Annotated in this window: 10 protein-coding genes and 2 rRNA genes (1 of these 12 only partly in view); 2 read left to right on the top strand and 10 right to left on the bottom strand. The window is 65.2% G+C overall.

Annotated features, from left to right (window positions below; genetic code table 11):
• Positions 1–74: 74 nt before the first annotated feature.
• Together mmsB and PST29_RS03730 are read right to left on the bottom strand one after the other, a co-directional pair.
• Positions 75–962 carry a 3-hydroxyisobutyrate dehydrogenase gene (gene mmsB, locus PST29_RS03735; RefSeq protein WP_060842403.1) on the bottom strand — a complete coding sequence of 296 codons (888 nt, stop codon included), beginning with the start codon at positions 960–962 and terminating at the stop codon, positions 75–77.
• 10 nt (positions 963–972) lie between these two features.
• A complete protein-coding gene (locus tag PST29_RS03730; RefSeq protein WP_060842402.1) occupies positions 973–2,499 on the bottom strand; it encodes a CoA-acylating methylmalonate-semialdehyde dehydrogenase in 1,527 nt (508 codons plus the stop codon).
• Between the two features lie 148 nt (positions 2,500–2,647).
• On the opposite strand from PST29_RS03730, the gene PST29_RS03725 reads away from it, so the two are divergent.
• Both PST29_RS03725 and PST29_RS03720 read left to right on the top strand, forming a co-directional pair.
• Entirely contained in the window at positions 2,648–3,598 is a 951-nt protein-coding gene (locus tag PST29_RS03725) for a LysR family transcriptional regulator (protein WP_016965434.1), read from the top strand.
• Positions 3,599–3,636: 38 nt separating this feature from the next.
• Positions 3,637–4,074 carry a hypothetical protein gene (locus PST29_RS03720; RefSeq protein ID WP_041115802.1) on the top strand — a complete coding sequence of 146 codons (438 nt, stop codon included), beginning with the start codon at positions 3,637–3,639 and terminating at the stop codon, positions 4,072–4,074.
• A gap of 37 nt (positions 4,075–4,111) precedes the next feature.
• On the opposite strand, the gene PST29_RS03715 is transcribed toward PST29_RS03720, so the two are convergent.
• From PST29_RS03715 to PST29_RS03680, 8 genes are all read right to left on the bottom strand, one after another.
• Entirely contained in the window at positions 4,112–4,606 is a 495-nt protein-coding gene (locus PST29_RS03715; RefSeq protein ID WP_060841871.1) for an OmpA family protein, read from the bottom strand.
• Positions 4,607–4,620: 14 nt separating this feature from the next.
• Positions 4,621–5,889: a diguanylate cyclase domain-containing protein gene (locus PST29_RS03710; RefSeq protein ID WP_060837403.1), complete on the bottom strand. Its 1,269-nt coding sequence runs from the start codon at positions 5,887–5,889 to the stop codon at positions 4,621–4,623.
• Entirely contained in the window at positions 5,886–6,467 is a 582-nt protein-coding gene (locus PST29_RS03705; protein WP_060841870.1) for a YfiR family protein, read from the bottom strand. The genes PST29_RS03710 and PST29_RS03705 overlap by 4 nt, the downstream gene beginning before the upstream one ends.
• 116 nt (positions 6,468–6,583) lie before the next feature.
• Positions 6,584–8,665, bottom strand: coding sequence for an exodeoxyribonuclease V subunit alpha (gene recD / locus PST29_RS03700; RefSeq protein ID WP_060837402.1), 2,082 nt, complete (start codon positions 8,663–8,665; stop codon positions 6,584–6,586).
• The gene (gene recB, locus PST29_RS03695) at positions 8,662–12,354 is read right to left on the bottom strand and encodes an exodeoxyribonuclease V subunit beta (RefSeq protein WP_060842401.1); all 3,693 of its coding nucleotides are present in this window, start codon (positions 12,352–12,354) and stop codon (positions 8,662–8,664) included. The genes recD and recB overlap by 4 nt, the downstream gene beginning before the upstream one ends.
• The gene (gene recC, locus PST29_RS03690; protein ID WP_060842400.1) at positions 12,351–15,803 is read right to left on the bottom strand and encodes an exodeoxyribonuclease V subunit gamma; all 3,453 of its coding nucleotides are present in this window, start codon (positions 15,801–15,803) and stop codon (positions 12,351–12,353) included. Before recC ends, recB begins: the two co-directional genes overlap by 4 nt.
• A gap of 165 nt (positions 15,804–15,968) precedes the next feature.
• Positions 15,969–16,084, bottom strand: a 5S ribosomal RNA gene (gene rrf / locus PST29_RS03685).
• A gap of 148 nt (positions 16,085–16,232) precedes the next feature.
• A 23S ribosomal RNA gene (locus PST29_RS03680) occupies positions 16,233–16,682 on the bottom strand; it runs 2,443 nt beyond the window's last position.

The following is a 16,682-nucleotide window of genomic DNA, read 5'->3' as shown; positions in this document are numbered from 1 at the left end:
CTTCGCCAGAGGTGAAATCGCTGCGGCCCTTCGGGCCGTTCGCAGCCTGCGGCAGCGGCTATACAGTCTTTGCCTTACTGCGGCTTGCGGTAGCTGTTGACGATGGCCGAGAAGTCCTTGCCACCCTCCCCCCGCAGGCTCATGGCCTGGTACAGCTGCTGGGCCACGGCGCCGAGCACCACCGGCTGATGTGCCTGGCGAGCGGCCTCGGTGGCCAGCCCCAGGTCCTTGAGCATCAGCTCGGCCCCAAAGCCGCCGGTGTAGCCGCGGGATGCCGGAGCGGTTTCAATCACTCCCGGCCACGGGTTGTAGGTATCGGAACTCCAGCAACGGCCGGTGGAGCTGTTGATGATCCCCGCCAGCACCTGGGTGTCGATGCCCAGGGCATCCCCCAGGGCCATGGCTTCGCTGACGCCGATCATCGAGATGCCCAGCAGCAGGTTGTTGCAGATCTTGGCGATCTGCCCGGTGCCCACTTCGCCGCAATGCACGATGTTGCGCCCCATCTGCGCCAGCACCGGTTGCAGGGTGGCGAACAGCTCGGCACTGGCGCCGACCATGAAGGTCAGGGTGCCGGCCTGGGCGCCACCGGTGCCGCCAGACACCGGCGCATCGGCCATGGCCACGCCTTGCCTGGCAGCCACAGCGGCCACTTCGCGGGCGGTCTGCGGGTCGATGGTGCTGCAGTCCACTGCCGGCACGCCGCTGGCGATCCCCGCCAGCACCCCGTCTTCACCCAGCCACACACTGCGCACATGGGCCGCGGCGGGGAGCATGGTGATCACCAGCTCGGCGCCTTCGGCGGCGGCCTTGGGCGAGGCGCTGATGCGCCCGCCCAGTTGCGCCAGCTCCGCCAGCACGCTCTGGTTGAGGTCGAACAGGTTCAGCTGATGCCCGGCCTTGATCAGGTTGCGGGCCATGGGCGCGCCCATGTTGCCCAGGCCGATAAATGCAATGTTCATGTCAGGCTCCTCAACGCAGGCTGATGGTGGTGTTCACACCGTCGTTGACGCTGTCGTCGTCGAACCAGCGGGCGGTGACGGTCTTGGTCTGAGTGTAGAACTGCACCACTTGCTTGCCGTACGGGCCCAGGTCGCCGAGCTTGGAACCGCGGGAACCGGTGAAGCTGAAGAACGGCACCGGCACCGGAATCGGGATGTTGATGCCGACCTGGCCGACGTCGATTTCGCTCTGGAACTTGCGCGCCGCCGCCCCGCTCTGGGTGAACAGGCCGGTGCCGTTGCCGAAGGGGTTGGCGTTGACCAGGGCAATGGCCTGATCCAGGGTGTCGACCTCCAGCACCACCAGCACCGGGCCGAAAATTTCCTGGGTGTAGATCTGCATATCGGTGGTTACCCCGGAGAACAGGGTCGGGCCGATGAAGTTGCCCTGCTCGTAGCCCGGGACCTTGATGCCGCGGCCATCGAGTTCCAGCTTGGCGCCTTCTTTCACGCCGCTTTCGATCAGCTCCAGAATCCGCGCCTTGGCGCGCTTGGACACGACCGGGCCCACATCGGTGCCCGGCTCGCTGCCGGCGTTGACCTTGAGCTTCTGCGCCAGGGCCTTGAGGTCTGGCAGCCATTGTTTAGCGGCGCCCACCAGCACCACCACCGAGGTGGCCATGCACCGCTGACCGGCCGCGCCGAAGCCGGCGCCCACCAGGGCATTGAGGGTCTGTTCGCGGTTGGCGTCGGGCAGGACCACGGCGTGGTTCTTGGCGCCCATCATCGATTGCACGCGCTTGCCGTGCTTGCCCGCCAGGTCATAGACGTGAGTGCCGACCGCGGTCGAACCGACGAAGGACACCGCCTTGATGTCCTTGTGGGTGCACAGCGCATCCACCACGTCCTTGCCGCCGTGCACCACGTTGAGCACGCCGGCCGGCACCCCGGCTTCCACCGCCAGCTCCACCAGCAGCATGGTGGACAGCGGATCCTGCTCGGAAGGCTTGAGGACGAAGGTGTTGCCGCAGGCGATGGCCATCGGGAACATCCACAGCGGAATCATCGCCGGGAAGTTGAACGGGGTGATCCCGGCGCACACGCCGATCGGCTGGCGCAGGGTGTAGGTGTCGACACCGCCGGCAACGTTCTCGGCGAATTCGCCCATCTGCAGGGTGCCGATGGAGCAGGCGTGTTCCACCACTTCCAGGCCGCGGAAGATGTCGCCCTCGGCGTCGGCGAGGGTCTTGCCCTGTTCGGCACTGAGGACTGCGGCAATGCGTTTGGAATGCTCGCGGATCAGGGCCTGGAGCTTGAGCATGATGCGCATCCGCGCGCCGATCGGGGTCAGTTTCCAGGTCTGGAAGGCACGCTGGGCGGCGGCAATCGCGGCGTCGACTTCAGCGGCGGTGGCAAAGGGCACCTTGGCCAGCACTTCCTGGGTCGCCGGGTTGACGATGTCATGCCATTCCTGGCTCTGGGACTGGACCCATTCACCGTCGATCAGCAATTTGACCTGTTGCAGGGTGGTGCCGTAGGGCTTGAGGGATGCGTTCATGAGGTCTCCTGACTTCTTGAGTTCTTATGCAGGGAACCAAGGCGGGCAAGCGCCTTGAAAGAGGGGCTGTCGCGAGTTGGTGTCGGACGGTTTTTGGAGTATAGATGTGCAAATTCCTAATAAGAACGCACATAAAATCCGGTCCAACATGCAAAAAAACATCACCTCGCTGAGCACCCTGAACTGGGACGACCTGAAGTTTTTCCTCGAAGTGGCGCGTACCCGCAAGGCCAGCAGCGCGGCCAAGCGCCTGGCGGTGGACTACACCACGGTGTCGCGGCGCATCGGTTCGCTGGAAACCGCCCTGGGCACCCTGCTGTTCGAAAAGTCCCGCACCAACGGCTTCGTCCTCACCGCCGAGGGCCAGCGCCTGCTGGGTTATGCCGAGTCGATCGAGAGCACCCTGCACATGGCCTGCGAGCAGGTCTCGGGTTCCGGGGTGGCATTGTCCGGGCATGTGCGCATGGGCTGCACCGAAGGCTTCGGCAGCTTCTTCGTCACCCCGCAACTGAGCCATTTCCTCGACGCCTACCCGGCGATCTCGGTGGATATCCTGCCGCTGCCGCACTTCATCAGCCTGTCCAAGCGTGAGGCGGACATCGTCATTGCCCTGGAGCGCCCGGAGCACGGACCTTACGTGTGCTGCAAGCTGTGCGACTACCGACTGCAGCTGTACGCCACCCAGGAATACCTCGACCGTCACCCGCCGATCCGCCGTCCCAGCGACCTGGGGGAACATCAATTCATCAGCTACGTGGACGACCTGGCGTTCAGCTCCGAGCTGCTGTACCTGGCCAATGTGGTGCCCGGGGCCAGCGCCAACCTGCGCAGCACCAGCGTCATCGCCCAATACGTGGCGGCGCAGCAGGGCCGCTCGCTGGCGATCCTGCCGTGCTTCCTGGCGGCCCAGGACCCGCGGCTGCTGCCAGTGCTGCCCAAGGAGATCAACCTGACCCGGCAATTCTGGATGTACTGCCGGGAGGATCTCAGGAAGTTGAAGCGCATCACCCTGTTGTGGGATTACATCCGCGAGGTAACCGAGCAGAATCGCCCGCTGCTCATGGGGGACAGTCGCAGCATGCTGTTCGCCGCCCCCTGACGCTTTACCTGCTCATGGATCGATCTGGATACCCGAAGATGAAAAAACTCAGCCGGCGCGGCTCGCTCACCCTTGGCGCAGTGGTTCTCGGCGCCTCGCTGTGGCCCGCTTCGCAATGGTGGGAAAAGGGCCTGGCGACGGCCCGCGGCGCCCCCCGCATCAGCCCCAACGGGTGCTACAGGGTTCAGGTATTCAGGCCGTTCTGGGTCCTGCCCGGCAGATTCCACACCCAGTACCACCCGGACCCGGAGCAGGCTCCCAACGAGAACCCGCACTGGGAGCTGCCGGCGTTTTTCCGTTTGTATGACCAGCGCAATGGCCAATGGCTTGGTGACAGCCAGATCTATGACCTGGTCGTCGACGGGGGGCCCTTGCAGTGGGGCATGAAAGGAGACCCGCGGGTGTCCGCGGCCATGATCGACATCGGCCCCAACGCGCCGGATTGCATCGGCGACCAGCCGGCCAAAGGGCGCTAACGGCTGCCGGGGGTAGCCGCCAGCCGGGCAATGCCGATCAGTCGGCGATCACCACGATCGACACCCGGCGGTTCTCGGTGCGTCCGGCTGCGGTGCTGTTGGAGGCCACCGGCTCGCTGCTGCCCAGGCCGCGCAGCTGGATGTTTTCTTCACGCATGCCGACCTGGGTCAGCACCTTGACCACGCTCTTGGCCCGGCGCACCGACAGCTGCACGTTGTAGGCCTCCTTGCCCGAAGCGTCGGTGTGGCCGTCGACCCGGACCTTCTGGATATCGACGCTGAGCAGGGCCTTGCCGATGCGCTGGACGATCTCGGTGCTGGCCTGGTTCAAGGTTTCCACATCGCTGCCAAACAGCACCTTGCCCGACAGGCCGAAGGCCCAGCCTTCATCCGTCAGTTCGAAGCCCTCCTGTTTCAGTACCGCGATCTGTTTCGGGGTCAGACCTTTGGGCGGCACGCTCTGGCAGCCAGCCAGGGCCAACAGGGCCATGAACACCAGGGTGCTGAACAGTCGAACCGAACGTTGCGTCATCGAGAACAAGGGAATTAGCTCCTGTTTTGAACCTGAACGATTGGGGGCTCCGCCCCCACGGTGTGTTGCCCGCCTCGCGAACCGCGCTTGGCTTGGTACATGGCCTCATCGGCAGCATTCAACAGGCTGCCGGGGGTCAGGCCATGATCCGGGTACACGGCAATGCCGATGCTCAGCGACGTCATGATCGACAGATTGCCGGGCAGCTGGATCGGCATTTCCATGCTGTTGATGATTTTGTCAGCAATGCGCTGGGCGTCTTCGACCCGGTGCAGCGGCGTCAGCAGCACGGCGAATTCATCCCCGCCCAGGCGCGCGACCAGGTCTTCCTCACGCAGTTGCGCGCGAATCCGCGTGGCCACCGCCACCAGCACCGCATCGCCGGCGGCATGGCCGAAGTTGTCGTTGATCTCCTTGAAGCGGTCGCTGTCGAGAAACAGCACCGCCATGCGCTCGTTGAGCTTGCTGGCGCTGCGCAGCGCACGGATCAGCCGGCCCTCGAAAAACGCCCGGTTGGGCAGACCGGTCAGGCTGTCGTGGCTGGCCTGGTGCGCCAGGGTTTCATTCTCGCTTTGCAGATGGGTCTGCCAGGCTTCCAGCTCATCGAGCAGGGCATTGAAGTCGTTGCCCAGGTTGTCCAGCTCGGCGATTTGCGCAGGCGGCACCCGCTGGTCGAACGCTCGCTCGCGCCGGGCCGCGTGAGCCACTTCCGCCAGGCTGCGCAGGGGGCCGGTGATGCCCCGCAGTTGCCGACGCGCCAGGTACAGCGACACCCAGGCACTCAGCGCGGTGCACAGCACGATGCCCACCAGACCGCTGAACAGGAAGCGCAAGAGGCTGCCGCCATGGCCGGTGACATTGACCGTGCCGACTTCGCGGTTCTGATGCAGGATCGGCAAGCTGATGGGCTTTTCCAGGAACGCGCTGGCGACGTGCATTTCCAGGTTGGTCAGCAGGCCGCTCTCCGGACGTTGCCAACTGGCCAGCAGGCGGCCCTGGGTGTCGTAGACCTTGGCATCGGCCACCTCTTCGGTGGAGGCGATCAGGGCCAGGGCCTCGGTGGCCACCACCGTGTCGTTGAACACCACCGCGGCTTCCACGGTGTAGCTGATGGACCGGGCGATCAGGTGCAGGTTGTGATCGGCATAGACCCGCAACGCCAGGACCCCGAGAAAGGTCAGGGACAGGCTGGCCATGCAGATCGCCAGCAGCGCGACGATCAGGTGGCCACGACCGATGACCGACCGCAGGGTGGGGCGGGCCTTGGACTTGAACCCTTTCATGGGGCCGCCGGACGACGACGAGACAATTGCAGCACGCTGGGATGAATCTTCACCCCACTGCGAGCCACCGAGTCCAGATTGACCTCGAACGACACTTGGTTGTCGCTGACCCGCAGGCAGAACAGGCTGCCCACGGTGCACTGGTCGCCGCCCTCGCTGATGCTCAGTACGGGCTGGCCGATCAGCGAGTTGAACAGCCGGTTACGCTCTTCAGTGCTCAATTTGCCGACGTACACCGAGTCGCACTCGCTGGCCAGGGCCGGACTGCTGGCCAGCAACCGGCGCACCAGCACCGGGCGGCCGGTGGCCTGTGTCGTGCCCTTGAGCAGGTCATCGGTGTATTCGGTGGGCCCCACCACGCACAAGCGCAGCTCAGCGGGCTCCACCGGCCATCGCGCGTAGCTGAGGATCCCCAGCACCACTTGCGTCACCGCCTTGGCCCGCTGCTCGGCCAGGCTGGTCGGGGTTGAAGGCTCTGACTGCGCCACGGCGCACAGACTGAACAGGCAAAGAATGGTCGACAGTGCAAACTGTCTCCACCGCAAACTGCGCTCTGTCCTCAAGACAGCCACGTCCATGCAGGGATTCTCGTTGAATTTCACGGAAATGATGCCGCAACGATAGCACAGCCCGGGAAACTGCCGCGAGGCCAGCGCCCCGAAACGGTGCCGGGCACCAGACTCAGACATCGGCGTCAGTCCAGCTCCAGCATCAACCCGCTGAGGCGCTTGACCTTGCGCCGCACGGCCTCTTCGAAGACCCCGGCGCGGGGCTCGATCAGGCTGAACCAGTCCTTGGCCCGAGTGATGCCGGTGTAGATCAACTCCTTGGTCAGCACCGGGTTCAGGGCATCGGGCAGGATCAGCGCCGTATGGGCGAACTCCGAGCCCTGGGACTTGTGCACCGTCATGGCATAGACCGTCTCCACGTCGTTGAGCCGGCTCGGCAGCACCAGGCGCACCCCGCCCTGGCCATCGTTCCGCGGGAAGGCAACCCGCAGCACCTGGCGCCCCGGCTCCTGGCCCTGCGCCTCCGGCAGTTTCAGGGCGATGCCGATATCGCCGTTCATCAACCCCAGGCCATAGTCGTTGCGGGTCATCAGCACCGGACGGCCTTCGTACCACAGCTGGTCGCTGTCGATCAGCCGGGCCTTGAACAGTGCCTGGGTAATGCGCAGGTTCAGGCCTTCGACGCCCCAGGGCCCCTTGCGCACCGCGCAGAGCAACTGGAAACGGTCAAAGGCCAGCAGCACATTGCGCGCCCACTCGGTCCAACACCGGTCGTCCAGGGGCGTGTCGGCGGCGGGACGCTGACTGCGCAGCACATTCAGGTAATGCCGGTAGCCTTGCGGGCCCTCGCCATGGCCTTCCAGCAGCAGGCGCTCCAGCGCCCGATCCTGCTCGCCCTTGAGGCTCAGGCCATACAGGTCGGCATGGCTGCGGGCCGCCAGCAGGCGCCGGGCCTCGTCGGCCTGTTGCTGATTGACCCAACGCGCCAGCTGGCCAATGCCGCTGCCTTCGCCGAAACGCCGGGAGTGACGCAGCATCACTACCTGCTGCGCCAGGGGATGTTGGTGCCCGCTGTCCTCCTGCAGGCCGCTGGCACCCAGATGTTCGCCACTGACCGCTTCCAGCCAGGCACGGGTCTGCGGGTTGTACCAGCCGGCCTCGGCATCGCGGCACAGGTCCCCGAGCACGGCCCCCGCCTCCACCGAGGCCAACTGGTCCTTGTCCCCCAGCAGCACCAGACGCGCATGGATGGGCAAGGCGTCCAGCAGATTGGCCATCATTTCCAGGTCGATCATCGAGGCTTCGTCCACCACCAGCACATCCAGAGGCAGGCGGTTGCCGGCGTGATGGCGGAAATGCCGGGTGCCCGGACGATTGCCCAGCAAACGGTGCACCGTGGTCACTTCACTGGGGATCTTCTCGCGCACTTCGTCGGCCACCGACAGCGAGCGCACCTGCAAGCTGATGGACTCGGTGAGACGCGCCGCGGCCTTGCCGGTGGGCGCCGCCAGACGAATGCGCAGCGGTTTGCGGGCTTCCACCGCCGGGCCCTGGAGCAGGGCCAGCAGGCGCACCACAGTGGTGGTCTTACCGGTACCGGGGCCGCCGGTGATGATGCTGAAGGCACCGCGGGTGGCCAGGGCGCAGGCCAGTTTCTGCCAGTCGATGGGGCCGCTGGCTCGGGCCACACCGAACAGCCCGTCTAGGCGCTGGGACAGGTTTTCCGGGGTGGCCTCGGTGACCGCCAGGCGTTGACGCAGGGCATTGTCGATGCGCCGTTCATAGGCCCAGTAGCGCCGCAGGTACAGGCGCTTGCCGGACAGCACCAACGGCCGCTGGCGGGACGCATCACCCTGATCCGCCGCCAGGGCCACCAGCCGGCTGCCGGCCAGGACCTTGCACCACTGGGCGCCTTCCAGCCCCGCCAGGACCTGGGACGGCAGCACCGGGGCACCGCTTTGCGAATCCCCTTCCGGGGGCAGGGACAGGGCGAAATCCGGCTCCTTGAGGGTTTCGAACAGGTCCAGGCAGACATGCCCATGTCCCAGCTGGTGACTGGTCAGGGCCGCGGCCATCAGCACCAGCGGATCGCAGCCCGGGTCCAGTTCATGGAGAAAGCCGACAAAGGCCTTGTCCAGGGAACGCAGCCAGCCGCGCTCGACCCAGCGCTCGAGCAACAGCAGCAGGTCCTCGGCACGGGCCAGGGGGGCCAGGTCGAACGGCACCTCCGGCGTCTCGGTCGAGGAGTCGAACAGATCCGGGGTCATAGCAGCACTCCCTGCTCCCAGGCGGGCTCGGCCCTGGGCGGCTCGGGCTGGCCCTGGAACATGCGGTCGAGACTCTCGATCAACTGCCGCGGCGGCCGGGCGAAATACGCGCCCTGGCTCGCCGAACGACTGCCGCGCAGGAACAGGTACAGGGCGCCGCCGACGTGCCGGTCATAGTCGTAGTCCGCCAGCCGGGCCTTGAGCTGGCGATGCAGGGCCAGCAGGTACAGCACATATTGCAGGTCGTAGCGGTTGTCGAGAATCGATTGTTCCATGGCCTGCTCGGTGTAGGCGGCGTCGTCCACGCCCAGCCAGTTGGATTTGTAGTCGGCCACGTAATAGCGGCCACGATGTTCGAACGTCAGGTCGATAAAGCCCTTGAACATGCCGTTGAGCAGCACCGGCTCGGCGGTGACCCGCGCCGCGCCCTGGTGGGTCTGCTGACGCACCCGTTGGTCCAGCTTGAGTACGTCGACCTTGTGGCTGGCGAACCAGAACTCCATTTCGACCCGGTACTGGGTCAGTTGCCCCAGCACCACCGGCGGCTGTCCGTCCCCCACCGGCAAGGGGGCTTGCAGCAGGTGCTGCAGCCAGTCGCTGAGGGTCGGGATCCAGCCCTGCCAGCCGCGGCGATTGCAACGGCGGGCGATGGCGTCGCCGATCTGCTCCGGGGTTGCGGCAAAGCCCTCCTCCCCGGCCCACTCCAGCAGACCATGCAGGAAGGTGCCGGGGTTCGGGCCCCGGGGAAAACGATGGATATCGCCACCACTGGCGGCGACTTCACGCGGGGCTTCAGGGTCCAGCCGCTCATCATCGAAGAGTTTCTGCGCCTGGGGGTTTTCCGGGGCTTCGCTGCTGCCCGCGCCCAGGGTGTCGCTGATGCGCAGGGCACTGTAGGAAGCGATCCACCAGTTCTCCGCCGCACGACGAACCGGGATCAGCGGCTCCAGGAGGCTGGCGTCATTGCGTGGCGGATGAAAGCGCTGCTCATCGGCGGCCGGCAGCTCGCCAACGCCGATGGCGTCACAGCCTTGCTGCAAGTCCAGCAGCCAGCGCAGCAGCCCCTTGGACTCGTCGAGCCGGGCACCACCGCCCAGCAGGTAGCCCAGGGCCGAGAGGTGCAGCACCGAGCTGTTGTGATTGCCGCGCTTGAGGTCGGCCACACCCAGCCAGCAGGCATGCTGGGCCCGGGTGAGGGCCACGTAGAGCAGCCGCAGGTCCTCCGCCAGGCGTTCTTCGTCCGCTTGCGCGATCAGCTCCGGGGTCGGTCGCAGGCTGACCTGAGGCTTGCCTGCGCCATCGTGGTAATGCAGGGGCAGGCGGCTGCCATCCACCGGCTTGGTGGAGCAGATAAAGGGTAGGAACACCAAGGGATACTCCAGGCCCTTGGACTTGTGGATGGTCACCACCTTGACCAGTTGCTCGTCGCTTTCCAGGCGCAGGATCTGCTCCTCCGCGGCCTGCCCGGACAGCGCCAGATGCTCGGCCAGATGACGGATCAGGGCTTGCTCGCCGTCCAGTTCCGCGGCGTTCTGTTGCAGCAGCTCGGACAGGTGCAACAGGTTGGTCAGCACCCGCTCGCCATCGCTGCGGGCCATCAGCGCCTGGGGCAGCTGGAAGTCGTGAAGCAGGCGGCGCAGCATCGGCAGCACGCCCTGGCTGCGCCAGATCGCCCGATATCCGCGAAACTGCATGACCCGGGCCTCCCAGGCCAGCTCGTCCTGGTTCAGCCGCTCCAGTTCCACCAGGGACAGGTTCAGGGTCAAGGAAGCCAGGGCGGCCCGCAGCGGGCGCTCCACATCCGGCTCGGCACAGGCCTTGAGCCACACCAGCAGGTCCCGGGCTTCCTGGGCGGCGAACACCGAATCCTTGTCCGACAGGTACACGCTGCGCACCCCGCGGGCGGCCAGTTCAGCGCGGACCGCCTGGGCCTCCTTGCCATCGCGGACCAGGATGGCGATATCCGCCGGCAACAGCCCCTTGAGGGGTTGCTGCTCGCGGACAAAACCGCTGCGGCCCTGCTGGCCGCCATTGAGCATCTGGACGATCGCACTGGCACAGGCCGCCGCCTGCTGCTGACGATACTGGGCCCCGGACAGTGGCTGCTCGGCCGGTAGATGCCAGAAGTTCAGCGCCGGCACCCCTTGCCCCTCGACCTGCAGATGCTCCTTGCGCCCCTGGGCCGCCACCGCCAGGAACGGCACCGGGTTCTGGCCGTCGTCTTCGCGAAACAGAAAGGCCCCGCGCCCCTGCGGACGCTGTTCGGCCTGCAGGAACACATGGTTGACCGCGCTGACCATGGCCTGGCTGGAACGGAAGTTGGTGCCCAACGTGTGCAGGCGCCCGGTGGTGGCCTGGCGGGCCCGCAGGTAGGTGTAGATATCGGCGCCACGGAAGGCGTAGATCGCCTGCTTGGGGTCGCCGATCAGAAACAATCCGGTCTCGGGATCGTTGGCCTCGATGCGGTAGATGCTTTCGAAGATCCGGTACTGCACCGGGTCGGTGTCCTGGAACTCGTCGATCAGGGCCACCGGGAACTGCTCGCGGATCAGGGTCGCCAGGCGCTCGCCGCCATCGCTGTGCAGGGCGCTGTCCAGACGCAGCAGCATGTCGTCGAAGCCCATCTCGGCACGGCGACGTTTCTCTTCTTCAAAGCGCTCACCGACCCACTGCGCGGCGTGCTGCAGGACCGCGGCGTCGGGGCTGGGCAAAGCCTCGAGGCTGGCCTTGAGCCCGGCCATGGCTTCAAGCGCCGGATGCTGCGGCGCCTCTCCCTTCCAGGCCTCGCTCATGCCGTCCGGGGTCAGGCGGGTGAAGCCGGTGCCGATGTCCAACTGTTCAACGGACTCGTCCTCGGCCCAGGCGCTGATCTTTTCAAACCAGGGCTCGAAGAAGCGCGCCTGCAGCTTGCGGCCATCGACGCTCTTGCTGGCCACGCCTTGCAGGCAGATATCCCGCAACTCCCCGGCCCATAGCCGCCAGGGTGCCTTGAGTTGCACCAGGGCTTCCCGGCGCTCCTGCAGGCAAGCCTCGATCAACTCGGCGGGCGTCTGCGCCGAGGGCTCGCGATGCTCGCTGCCAAACAGCGCGCGAACCCGCGGCAGCAACTGGGCCGGGCCGACCCAGTTGGCGCGTACCCAGTTCAGCGCATCGCCCTGCATCGGGTAGCAGAACAGCCGCCAGTAATCGCGCAGCACCTGCCCCAGCAGGTCGCTGTGGTCGGTTTCCAGGGTCTGGGTGAACAGACTGCCGCTGTCGAAGGCGTGCTCGCGCAGCATCCGCTGACACCAGCTGTGGATGGTGGAGACGGCGGCCTCGTCCATCCATTGCGCGGCGATGTCCAGGCGATTGGCGCAGGCGGCCCACTGTTCGCCAGGGTATTGCTCGCGCAGCTCGAGAATCAGGCTGTCGGGGGCACTGATCTCGTCACGGAAGAAACGCGCGGCCTCCGCCAGGCGGGTACGGATGCGCTCGCGCAGCTCCTTGGTCGCGGCGTCGGTGAAGGTCACCACCAGAATCTGCGGCGGCAGCAGTTCGCGGCCAAAACCTGCGGACTCGCCACCGTGCCCCAGCACCAGGCGCAGGTACAGCGCGGAGATGGTGAAGGTCTTGCCGGTGCCGGCGCTGGCTTCGATCAGCTGGCTGCCGCGCAGGGGAAAGGCCAGGGCCAGGGGGGCTTGTTGACTCATTGCGCGGCCTCCTCGCCGAGGGCGGAACGCCAGGGCGCGTCCAGCAGGGGACGATAGAGCGTTTCGGCCCAGCCGCTGAAGGTCTCATCGGCGATCAGTGCGTTGTAATCGGAAAATTGCCGGGCCAGGGCCGGAGTCTCCCGGCGCTCGCCCTCGCTGTTCTGGCCGTCGCCATCGTAAGTCTTGCGGGCGGCGGCGCCGGCTTTGTCCGGATCGCTCTGCCCGAGCCAGGCAAAGGCGGTCTTGACCGCCACCGGCAGCGGCTGGCGCATGCCCGCCTGCCAGGCCAGCAGCAGGTTGCCGAGAATCGTCCGTGCCTGTTGCTGCTCCAGCGGCGCGAGCAACAGGCTGTCATCGCTGGCCACCAGCGCGGTGGTCAGGGAATAGCCGCTGGCGCAGGCCAGCAGGTGATTGATCCAGGGTTTGATCAGGCGGTGCCATTTGCGGGTCTTGATCGAGCCGATGCCATTGGCAATGGTGGTCACCGCCAACAGCCCGCCATCTGCCCGCTGATGCAGGCTGCTCAACCAGCCTTCCACACGCACGCCCTGGAGCTCCAGGCTGACCGGCAAGGCGCTGGTCAGCGGTGTCGGCCACAGGTCCAGCAGTTGCCGGTAGCGCTGCAGCAGGTCCGGCAACGGCTCCATGAGCTCACGTTGCAGGCACTCGCCAAACCCGGCCATGGGCAGCAGGCCGCTGGCTTGCAGCCGCTGCGCCTGGGCCTGCAGGGCCTGCTCCGGATGCGCGGCATCGCTCAAGGCCGCTTCCAGCAAACTGTCGCTCAGGCTGTAGCGTTGCAGGGCATCGAGGACGAAGGGCTCCTCGTCCGCCAGGGGCGCATCCATGGCCTCGAAGAACACCTTGAGCCGCTGGCTGAAAAAGTGCCGTACCGGGTGCCGCAGAAAGTCCTGCAACTGAGCCAGGCTCAGGGGTTCATCCTGGACATAGGGTTCAAGGGGCTGGACGGCCATGGCGGGCTCGTGGGCCTGGTGCAGGACCTGCCATTCCCGGGCATAGCTGAACAGTGTGTCGCTGTCGTGGAAGTAGCGGGCACTGAAGGGCTGCAGCGGGTGCTCCTGGGTCAGGGCGTCGAGCAACGATGCCTGTTCGTCCACCAGCCGCCAGCCGCCGGCCAGATGATCGCGCAGCTGGCCGATCAGTACCGAGGCGGGCCGTTCGCTGTTGTCGCGAATACTGCGGCCAACCCAACTGATGTACAGCTGGTCCCGGGCCGAGAGCAGGGCTTCGAGCAGCAGGTAGCGGTCATCCTCACGCCGTGAACGGTCGCCGGGGCGGTAGTCGCTGCCCATCAGGTCGAAGTCCAGGGGCGGCTGGGCGCGCGGGTAATCGCCGTCGTTCATGCCCAAAAGACACACCAGCTTGAAGGGGATGGCACGCATCGGCATCAGGGTGCAGAAGTTCACGGCGCCGGCGAGAAAGCGCTGGGACAGGCGCCCCTGATCCAGGCCGGCGAGCCAGGCTTCGCGCACCACCGTCAGGGGCAACCGATCTTGCAGGCCGACGGATTCGCAGGTTTCCAGCCAGGTTTCCCGCAGGTCCTCAAGCTGGCCCAACAGGTAGTCGTCGTGCTCGGTAGAGGCCAGGAAGAACAGCTGCAGCAACTGCTGCAGGCGCTCGCCCCACTGGGCGGGCACCGCCGGTTCGATAAGTTGCTGGTAGGCCATCTGCAAGGCATCCAGCAGAGCCACCAAGGGACCGATCAGCGCTGCGTCCAGGCCGCCAATCTCGTCATAGGGCTCGATGCCGTCGCAGGCAGAGGAGCGGCCGACGGCGTACCCCAGGAGCATGCGCCGCAGACCGAAACGCCAGCTGTTTTGCTCAAGCTCCTGCGGCAGCCCCAGTTCGGCCCGTTGCTCGGCGTTCATGCCCCAACGGATACCGGCCCCCTCGATCCAGCGATGCAAGGTCGGCAGGTCGGCTTCGTCGACACCAAAACGGGCGCGCAACGCAGGCACATCAAGCAGGTCGAGGATCTCGCTGACCGGAAAGCGGCTGTCCGGCAGTTTCAGCAGGTGCTCGACGGCAATCAGCAGCGGGTCGCGGCCACGCTGGCCCTGGTCGGTGAGGGTGAAGGGGATGAAGCGGCGGTCATCTCGTTCCAACTGGCCGAATACCGCCCGGATGTGCGGGGCGTAGCTGTCGATGTCCGGCACCATGACGATCACGTCCCGGGGGCGCAGCTCGGGTTCGGCACTGAAGCGCGCCAGTAGCTGGTCATGGAGGATTTCCACTTCCCGTTGCGCACTGTGGGCAATGTGAAAACGGATCGATTGATCCTGCTGCAAATCGACGGCGGGCCAGCGTTCGCGGGTTTCGTTGAGGGGGCGCAGTTCGAGGATGTCGTCCTGCAACTGCTGGAGCATGGTGCGCGGTTCGCTCTCGCTGAACAGGTCGATGCGACCGTCGCGAAAAGCCGCGCGGTAGCTGTTGGGATCGTCGTAGCTGTCCAGCAGATTGATGTAGTCCCGTCCCTGTTTGCCCCAGGCTGCCAGCAGCGGATGGGCGTGCTGGTGCAGGGTTTGCGGATCCAGGGCCAGGGGCATGCCGGCTTTGCGCGCCTGACGTTTGTACTGGTGGCGCAGCAGATCCTTGTCGGCAACGATATCCGCCCAATGGTGACGGCAGGGGTTGTGCACACAGAGCAGGACCTGGCTGAAACGCGCCAGTCCGGCCAAGGCTTCGAGGGCTTGGGCCGGCAATGAGGAAATGCCGAAAACGATCACCCGGGATGGCAAGCCGGCGGGGGGCTGGTCCAGGCTGTTGATCCGCTCGATAAAGCGTTGGTGGACTCCGGCTCGACTCTGGGCCATGCCCTCGGTGCCGACATCCACCAGCAGGGCTCGCCACAGTTCGGCTTGCCAGCAGTTGGCTGGGGTCAGGGCCTTGGCTTCGCCGCGAACGTTGCGCAATTGATGGCGCCCTGCCGACCAGTCTTCCAGCCAGTCGGCTCGATAGACCTGATATTGGTCGAACAGGTCCGCCAGGCGCTCAGCCAGTTGGTAGCGTTTACGCAGATCGCTGTCGTGGGTCAGGAAGCGTTGCAGGGGCTCGAAATGGGGCTCGTCGATCAATTCCGGCAGCAGGCGCATCAGACGCCAGGTCAGCGGGGCTTTATCCAGCAAGGATTTGGGCGGGATTTCATCACGCCCCAGTACCAGACGGTAGAGCTGCCACATGAAGCTACCGGGCAACTGCACATCGATCGCTGCGGCGATCCCGCAGCCGCCGGAGTCATCCTCCTCGGGGTCTTCGGCCAGGGCCAGCTTCAACCATTGGGCGATGCCATTGCTCTGCACCAGGGCGATTTCATTTTCCAGGGGAGCCAGCGGGTAACGCCGCATCCAGCTGACCACCAGACTGCGCAACTCGTCCAGGCGGTTACCGTGAACCACCATAAAACCGGGGGTGAGGGACGAGGCGTCCGGCATAAAGGCTTCCTTGGAGAATGCAAAAAGCTAGGCCGGAACCTTAGCACTGTCGCGGGGTGCTGGCAGCCGCAGCCGAGCGGTCATGGCCGGCCGCAGCAGCGCAACTTTTCTGCAGCGCAAAAACAAAACCCCAACTGCTTTCGCAATTGGGGTTTCGGAATTTAATCTTGACGATGACCTACTCTCACATGGGGAAACCCCACACTACCATCGGCGATGCATCGTTTCACTTCTGAGTTCGGGATGGGATCAGGTGGTTCCAACGCTCTATGGTCGTCAAGAAATTCGGTAGCCAGTCCGTTGCTTGTGCAACGTGCCAGCGAATGGGTATGTAATAGGTTTGTGTGCTTTGTGAGCGGTGCAAACTTTCGGTTCGTTTCGTCTTCACACACCGCAACTCGCTTCTTAAGCAAATTGCTTGGGTGTTATATGGTCAAGCCTCACGGGCAATTAGTATTGGTTAGCTCAACGCCTCACAGCGCTTACACACCCAACCTATCAACGTCGTAGTCTTCGACGGCCCTTTAGGGGATTCAAGATCCCAGTGAGATCTCATCTTGAGGCAAGTTTCCCGCTTAGATGCTTTCAGCGGTTATCTTTTCCGAACATAGCTACCCGGCAATGCCACTGGCGTGACAACCGGAACACCAGAGGTTCGTCCACTCCGGTCCTCTCGTACTAGGAGCAGCCCCTCTCAAATCTCAAACGTCCACGGCAGATAGGGACCGAACTGTCTCACGACGTTCTAAACCCAGCTCGCGTACCACTTTAAATGGCGAACAGCCATACCCTTGGGACCGGCTTCAGCCCCAGGATGTGATGAGCCGACATCGAGGTGCCAAACACCGCCGTCGATATGAACTCTTGGGCGGTATCAGC

The sequence above is a fragment of the Pseudomonas sp. St29 genome (genome assembly GCF_001547915.1).
Taxonomy (GTDB): domain Bacteria; phylum Pseudomonadota; class Gammaproteobacteria; order Pseudomonadales; family Pseudomonadaceae; genus Aquipseudomonas.
This window is presented reverse-complemented; position numbering and strand designations above follow the sequence as displayed.

Excerpts from the sequence above, each read along its gene's own strand:
- mmsB (WP_060842403.1), bottom strand. The coding sequence starts at position 962 with ATGAACATTGCATTTATCGGCCTGGGCAACATGGGCGCGCCCATGGCC.
- PST29_RS03730 (WP_060842402.1), bottom strand. The coding sequence starts at position 2,499 with ATGAACGCATCCCTCAAGCCCTACGGCACCACCCTGCAACAGGTCAAA.
- PST29_RS03725 (WP_016965434.1), top strand. The coding sequence starts at position 2,648 with ATGCAAAAAAACATCACCTCGCTGAGCACCCTGAACTGGGACGACCTG.
- PST29_RS03720 (WP_041115802.1), top strand. The coding sequence starts at position 3,637 with ATGAAAAAACTCAGCCGGCGCGGCTCGCTCACCCTTGGCGCAGTGGTT.
- PST29_RS03715 (WP_060841871.1), bottom strand. The coding sequence starts at position 4,606 with ATGACGCAACGTTCGGTTCGACTGTTCAGCACCCTGGTGTTCATGGCC.
- PST29_RS03710 (WP_060837403.1), bottom strand. The coding sequence starts at position 5,889 with ATGAAAGGGTTCAAGTCCAAGGCCCGCCCCACCCTGCGGTCGGTCATC.
- PST29_RS03705 (WP_060841870.1), bottom strand. The coding sequence starts at position 6,467 with ATGGACGTGGCTGTCTTGAGGACAGAGCGCAGTTTGCGGTGGAGACAG.
- recD (WP_060837402.1), bottom strand. The coding sequence starts at position 8,665 with ATGACCCCGGATCTGTTCGACTCCTCGACCGAGACGCCGGAGGTGCCG.
- recB (WP_060842401.1), bottom strand. The coding sequence starts at position 12,354 with ATGAGTCAACAAGCCCCCCTGGCCCTGGCCTTTCCCCTGCGCGGCAGC.
- recC (WP_060842400.1), bottom strand. The coding sequence starts at position 15,803 with ATGCCGGACGCCTCGTCCCTCACCCCCGGTTTTATGGTGGTTCACGGT.